At 70.5% G+C, this 5,718-nt stretch carries 8 protein-coding genes; all 8 read left to right on the forward strand.

What is annotated here, in order from left to right:
- The first annotated feature begins 103 nt into the window (after window positions 1–103).
- Window positions 104–1,405: a CpaF family protein gene (locus ACYVE7_RS28030; protein ID WP_460368747.1), complete on the forward strand. Its 1,302-nt coding sequence runs from the start codon at window positions 104–106 to the stop codon at window positions 1,403–1,405.
- Window positions 1,402–2,331, forward strand: coding sequence for a type II secretion system F family protein (locus ACYVE7_RS28035; RefSeq protein WP_460368749.1), 930 nt, complete (start codon window positions 1,402–1,404; stop codon window positions 2,329–2,331). Before ACYVE7_RS28030 ends, ACYVE7_RS28035 begins: the two co-directional genes overlap by 4 nt.
- Complete coding sequence (locus tag ACYVE7_RS28040) at window positions 2,328–3,239, forward strand: type II secretion system F family protein (RefSeq protein WP_460368750.1); 912 nt, start codon at window positions 2,328–2,330, stop codon at window positions 3,237–3,239. The genes ACYVE7_RS28035 and ACYVE7_RS28040 overlap by 4 nt, the downstream gene beginning before the upstream one ends.
- Before the next feature lie 9 nt (window positions 3,240–3,248).
- On the forward strand, window positions 3,249–3,494 hold the full coding sequence (locus ACYVE7_RS28045; RefSeq protein ID WP_460368752.1) for a hypothetical protein: 246 nt from the start codon (window positions 3,249–3,251) through the stop codon (window positions 3,492–3,494).
- Entirely contained in the window at window positions 3,494–3,925 is a 432-nt protein-coding gene (locus tag ACYVE7_RS28050; RefSeq protein WP_460368754.1) for a TadE/TadG family type IV pilus assembly protein, read from the forward strand. The genes ACYVE7_RS28045 and ACYVE7_RS28050 overlap by 1 nt, the downstream gene beginning before the upstream one ends.
- 2 nt (window positions 3,926–3,927) lie before the next feature.
- Window positions 3,928–4,377 carry a TadE/TadG family type IV pilus assembly protein gene (locus tag ACYVE7_RS28055; protein ID WP_460368756.1) on the forward strand — a complete coding sequence of 150 codons (450 nt, stop codon included), beginning with the start codon at window positions 3,928–3,930 and terminating at the stop codon, window positions 4,375–4,377.
- Complete coding sequence (locus tag ACYVE7_RS28060) at window positions 4,374–4,808, forward strand: Tad domain-containing protein (RefSeq protein ID WP_460368758.1); 435 nt, start codon at window positions 4,374–4,376, stop codon at window positions 4,806–4,808. The genes ACYVE7_RS28055 and ACYVE7_RS28060 overlap by 4 nt, the downstream gene beginning before the upstream one ends.
- Window positions 4,805–5,718: LysM peptidoglycan-binding domain-containing protein (locus ACYVE7_RS28065; protein ID WP_460368760.1), on the forward strand; the 914-nt coding region annotated here is incomplete at its 3' end. The genes ACYVE7_RS28060 and ACYVE7_RS28065, both read left to right, overlap by 4 nt.

Consider the following 5,718-nt stretch of genomic DNA (forward strand, 5'->3'; position numbering starts at 1 on the left):
CGGCACGCCGGGGCGCGTCCCCACCGGGCACACCGGGCCCCAGCCGATCCTCGGCGGCCCCGCCGACCCCGGCACCCCGCCCGGCGGGACGAGGGGACGGTAGATGGACCACGGGATCGTCAAACGGCTCCGCCAGGAGGTCGGCGACCGGCTCGCCACCCAGCGCAGGCTGGACGCCGCGTCCGGGCTGACGCCCATGTCGTCGGAGGACGAACGGCAGTTCGCCCGCGCCCTCATCTCCCAGGTGCTGGAGGAGCACGCCCGCTCCGAGATCGGCTACGGCCGCCGCCCGCCCACCCCCGACGAGGAGGAGGCGTACGCCGCGGGCATCCACGCGGCGCTGTTCGGTGTGGGAAGGCTCCAGCCGCTGCTGGAGGATCTCGACATCGAGAACATCGACATCAACGGCTGTGACCGCGTCTACCTCTCCTACGCCGACGGACGCGAGGTGCTCGGCGAGCCCGTCGCCGACTCCGACGAGGAACTCGTCGAACTCATCCAGATCCTCGCCGCCTACTCGGGGCTGTCGTCACGGCCGTTCGACACCGCGAACCCGCAGCTCGACCTGCGGCTCCCGGACGGGTCCCGGCTCTCGGCCGTCATGGACGTCACCCTGCGGCCCGCCCTGTCGATCCGGCGCGCGCGGCTCGGCAAGGTGTTCCTCGCCGACCTCGTCGGCAACGGGACCATCACCCCCGAGGTCGGCACCTTCCTGCGGGCGGCCGTCCACGCCAGGAAGAACATCATGATCTCGGGCGCGACCAACGCGGGGAAGACCACCCTGCTGCGGGCCGTCGCCAACGAGATCCCGCCCTCCGAACGTCTGATCACCGTGGAGCGGGCGCTGGAGCTGGGGCTCGACCAGTTCCAGGAGCTGCACCCCAACGTGGTGGCGTTCGAGCAGCGGCTGCCCAACTCCGAAGGCCAGGGCGAGATCTCGATGGCCGAGCTGGTCCGCCGCTCGCTGCGCATGAACCCCAGCCGCGTCATCGTCGGTGAGGTGCTCGGCGACGAGATCGTCACGATGCTCAACGCGATGACCCAGGGCAACGACGGCTCGCTGTCCACGATCCACGCCAACTCCTCGATGGAGGTCTTCAACAGGATCGCGACCTACGCGATCCAGTCGGCGGAACGACTGCCGATCGAGGCCACCCACATGCTGATCTCCGGCGCGATCGACTTCGTCGTGTTCATCACCAAACGCAACGACTACGGCCGGGGCGGCAGACTGCGCCGGTACGTCTCCAGCATCCGCGAAGTGACCGGAGTCGACGGGCGCGTGCTCTCCTCGGAGATCTTCGCCCCCGGCCCCGACGGCATCGCCCGCGCCCACGCCCCGATCGCCTGCCTGGAAGAGCTCGCCCCCTACGGATACGACCCGCAGCGGGGGGTGTGGGCATGAGTTTCGGAGCGGACGTGCTGTTCGCCCTGTTCGGGGGCGGGATCGCCGCGTCCGGGCTGGTGCTGCTGGTGACGGCCGTCCGGGGATTCCCGGTGAAGCCGGGCAGGCCGACCCGCAAGCAGGCCCGCCAGGACTTGATCCGCAGGCTGACCACCAGGACCGGGGTGGCCGCCATCGTCGGCGTGCTGGTGCTGATCCTCACCCGCTGGCCGGTCGCCGCGGGCGGGATGGCGCTGCTCGTCCTCGGCTGGGACAGCGTGACGGGCGGAGCGTCCGAGGAGCGCAAGGCGATGGCCCGGCTGGAAGGGCTGGCGTCCTGGGCGGAGTCGCTGCGCGACACGATCGCCGGAGCCGTCGGCCTCGAACAGGCCATCCCCTCGTCGGTCAGGGCCGCGTCACCCGCGCTCCAGCCGCCGCTGCGCGCCCTGGTCGACCGGCTGCACACCCGGGTCCCGATGCCGGACGCCCTGCGCCGCTTCGCCGACGAGCTCAACGACCCGTCCGCCGACCTGATCATCTCGGCGCTGATCCTCAACGCCCGGCTGCGCGGCCCCGGCCTGCGCGAGATGCTCGGCGCCCTGTCGACCTCGGCCCGGCAGGAACTGGACATGCGCCGCCGGGTCGCGGCCTACCGGGCGCAGACCCGGCGCAGCGTCCAGATCGTCGTCGGGTTCTCGGTGTCGGTCGCGCTCGGCCTGGCAGTGTTCAACCGCGGCTACGTCGAACCGTACAACTCGGCGCTCGGCCAGCTCGTCCTCGGGTTCATCGTCGCGCTGTACGCGGGCGGGTTCTTCTGGCTGCGCAAGCTCGCCAAGTTCCAGCTTCCGGAGCGGCTGCTGGGCAAGGTCGAGGACGCCCCAGGGGCGGTCGAGGCCCCGTCCCCGCTGCGTGGTCGCGCCGCCATGGACGCGGGGGTCGGCTCATGACCGGCGCGATGATCGCGGGAGCGATCTGCGGGCTCGGCTTCTACGTGCTGGCCAGGGCTCTGTTCCCGGCGCAGCCGGGGCTCAGCGCGCGCATCGCCCGCTACGACGACATGGTGCGCAAGACCACCGCCGGACGTTCCGCGCCGGTCCGCGAGGCCCCGGCGAGCCGGATCGAGCACCTTCAGCGGACCGTCGGCGAGGCCGCGGCCGGCTTCTGCGACCGGCGCGGCTGGCAGTTGCGCTCCACCCGCGCCGACCTGGCCATCCTCGACAAGGACTACGAGACCCATCTGGCCGCGAAGGTCCTCGCGCCGATCGTCGCGCTGCTCTTCGTCCCGCTGCTGATGATCGTCGCCCCGTACGCGGGGCTGTCGTTGCAGGTGCCGCTCTGGGCCGGACTCGCCCTCGCGGCACTGTTCTTCTTCCTGCCCGACCTGCAGCTCAAGCAGGAGGCGTCACGGGCCAGAGAGGACTTCCGGCACGTCGTCGGAGCGTTCCTCGATCTGGTGTCGATGAACCTCGCGGGCGGCCGCGGGGTGCCGGAGGCGCTGATGGCGGCGTCGATGATCGGTGACGGCTGGCCGATGCGCCGGATCCGGGAGACCCTCGCCAACGCCAGGATCTCCGGAATGACCCCGTGGCAGGCGCTCGGCGTGCTCGGCGAGCAGACCAACATCGCCGAACTCGGCGACCTGTCGTCCGCGCTGACCCTCGTCGCGGACGACGGCGCGAAGATCCGCCAATCGCTGACGGCGAGAGCGGCCTCCATGCGCAGCCGGGAGATCGCCGACGTCGAGGGCAAAGCGGGCCAGAACTCCCAGACGATGCTGATCGCGCAGCTCTCGTTCTGCCTCGGCTTCCTGATCTTTCTCATGTATCCGTCGCTGATGCAGGTTCTCAATGTTTAGGAGCCCCCCATGAACCTCTACGTCCACTCCATCCTTTACTCCAGGGCACGCATCTCCGTGGGCTGGCAGCGGCTCCACGACGAGGACGCCCAGCTCAGCCGGGGCGCGTCCGCCATCGAATGGGCGATCATCACGGGGCTGCTCGCGGTGGTCGCCGCCGTCGCGTTCGTCGCCATCAAGACCGCCGTCGAGAACGCAGCGGAAAAGGCGAGCACCCAGGTCGAGAACGCCGGCAACGAGGGTGGAGGCGGCTGATGGTCCGACGGGATGAGCGCGGCGCGTCCTCGATCGAATGGGCGCTTCTCACTCCCGTGATCATCCTCGTCATCCTCTGCGCGATCCAGTTCGCGATGATCTACCACGCCGAGCACGTCGCTCTGGCGGCCGCCCAGGAGGGGGCACGGGCGGCCCGCGAGACGCGGCAGGGCGGGAACTGGCAGGGGAACGGCGAGGGCGCGGCGCAGGAAGCGCTCAACGCACTCGGCCCCGGCCTGCTCAAAGGGGACGTCCAGATCACGGCGATCAGCGACGACCCCGACTACGAGCGCGGTGTCAGCGTCAGCGGACAGGCGCCCAGCCTGCTCTGGTTCACCTTCCGGGTGACGAAGGTGTCGATCGGCCCGGTCGAGTGCTTCCGGCCCGACGACCCCGACACCCAAGCCAAGACCTGTATCGACGGGGGGTGACCATGCGCAACGACAAAGGCACCATGTCGCTCGAACTGGCCATCCTCACTCCCGTGCTGGTCATGCTGTTCCTGCTCCTGGTGATCATCGGCCGGATCGTCGACACCAAAAGCCAGATCGACGGGGCGGCGCGTGACGCGGCGCGGGCGGCGTCCGTCGGGCGGACCCTGGAGAACGCGCGGGCCTTCGCGCAGGACGCCGTCGCCGACGGCATCGGCAAGTCCAACTGGTGCAAGGCCCCGCCGCAGGTCGAACTGCTGGAAGGCGAGAGCAAGTGGCAGCCCGGCGGATACGTCGTGGTCGAGGTCCGGTGCGTCACCAACCTCGACGATCTGCTCATCCCCGTCGGGAACGTGGAGCGGGTGGGGCGGGCCACCGCCCCCCTGGAGACCTACCGGCGGATCGACTGCGGCGGCGAGCCGTGCGCCGTCGACCAGGAAGGCGGCCCATGAACCCCGCCGGACGGTTCCCGAGCCGCGACGACCGCGGCACTTTCAGCGCGTTCACCGCCATCTTCAGCCTGTCCGTGCTGCTGTTCGCCGGGCTGCTCGTCGACGGCGGCATGGCCATCCACGGCCGGCAGCGCGCCTTCGACATCGCCGAGCAGAGCGCCCGCGCCGGAGCCGACGCCATCGACGTCGAAACACTCCGCGAGACCGGCGAGATCCAGCTCCTCGGCGCCGGGGTGGTCTGCGAGCGGATGAACGGCATAGTGGAGATGTACGAGAAGGTCGCGGTCGCGGAGTGTGTTCCGGGACGGGCGGCCGACGAGGCCGGAATGCACGTGGAGATCCAGGTGAACCCGATCTTCCTGTCGATCATCGGTCTTGGCCCGTTCACGGCCAAGGCCACGGCCTACGCACATCCCGAGGACGGGGAATGACCATGCAGCAGCGGCAGCCGGTCCGGGTGAAGCGGCGCAGCGCGGCGGACGTTCTCGCCGGGCTCGCGGCGCTCGTCGCCCTTCTGGCGCTCGTCGTCGGGGTGCCGTTCGGGCTGATCGCGCTCGCCGGCTCGCCGCTCGACTGGCAGCCGCCCGCGCTCTCCCAGCTCACCGAGCAGATCACCGTCGACGACCTGCTGGGGATCATCGGGATCGTGGTGTGGCTGGCGTGGCTCCAGCTCATGGTCTGCCTGCTCGTCGAGGTGCAGGCGGGGGTCCGCGGGATCGGCGTGCCGTCGCGGGTGCCGCTCGCCGGCGCCACCCAGGCGCTCGTCCACAAACTGGTCGTCTCGGTGCTGCTGCTGTTCAGCGCCACCACCGCGATCATGCCGGCGTTCACGGCGCAGATCGCGATGCCGCAGACCACGAACGTCGCCCACTACCAGCCGATGAGCGCGCCCGTCGCGCAGGTCCACGAGCAGGGCATGACGCCCGAGGCGCTCGCCGCCCAGGGCGAGGAGGGCAACGCCACCGCCAAGATCTACCGGGTGAACCCGCCGCACGGCCGGCACCACGAATCCCTCTGGGAGATCGCCGAGAAATGCCTCGGCGACGGCCGCCGCTACCAGGAGATCTACGAGCTCAACAAGGGCCACGTCCAGCCCGACGGCTCCCACCTCCACAAAGCCAGCCTGATCCGCCCCGGCTGGATCATGGAAATGCCCGCCGACGCCGAACACACCCAGATCATCCCCAAATCCGACCTCCAGGACTACTTCCACCACGGCCACCCCGTACCCGACCGCCCCCGCCCCTCCGACAACGGCTCCCCAACCCCCTCCCCAAACAGCCCACAGCCCCCCGCCCCGGGCAGCGGTTCCACGACGCCGTCGCCGAGCGGTTCGCAGAC

It is taken from the genome of Actinocorallia lasiicapitis (genome assembly GCF_054778695.1).

Bases quoted from the DNA above. Each gene is read 5' to 3' on its own strand.
- ACYVE7_RS28035 (WP_460368749.1), top strand. From the start codon at position 1,402: ATGAGTTTCGGAGCGGACGTGCTGTTCGCCCTGTTCGGGGGCGGGATC.
- ACYVE7_RS28045 (WP_460368752.1), top strand. From the start codon at position 3,249: ATGAACCTCTACGTCCACTCCATCCTTTACTCCAGGGCACGCATCTCC.
- ACYVE7_RS28055 (WP_460368756.1), top strand. From the start codon at position 3,928: ATGCGCAACGACAAAGGCACCATGTCGCTCGAACTGGCCATCCTCACT.
- ACYVE7_RS28030 (WP_460368747.1), top strand. From the start codon at position 104: ATGGACCACGGGATCGTCAAACGGCTCCGCCAGGAGGTCGGCGACCGG.
- ACYVE7_RS28060 (WP_460368758.1), top strand. From the start codon at position 4,374: ATGAACCCCGCCGGACGGTTCCCGAGCCGCGACGACCGCGGCACTTTC.
- ACYVE7_RS28040 (WP_460368750.1), top strand. From the start codon at position 2,328: ATGACCGGCGCGATGATCGCGGGAGCGATCTGCGGGCTCGGCTTCTAC.
- ACYVE7_RS28050 (WP_460368754.1), top strand. From the start codon at position 3,494: ATGGTCCGACGGGATGAGCGCGGCGCGTCCTCGATCGAATGGGCGCTT.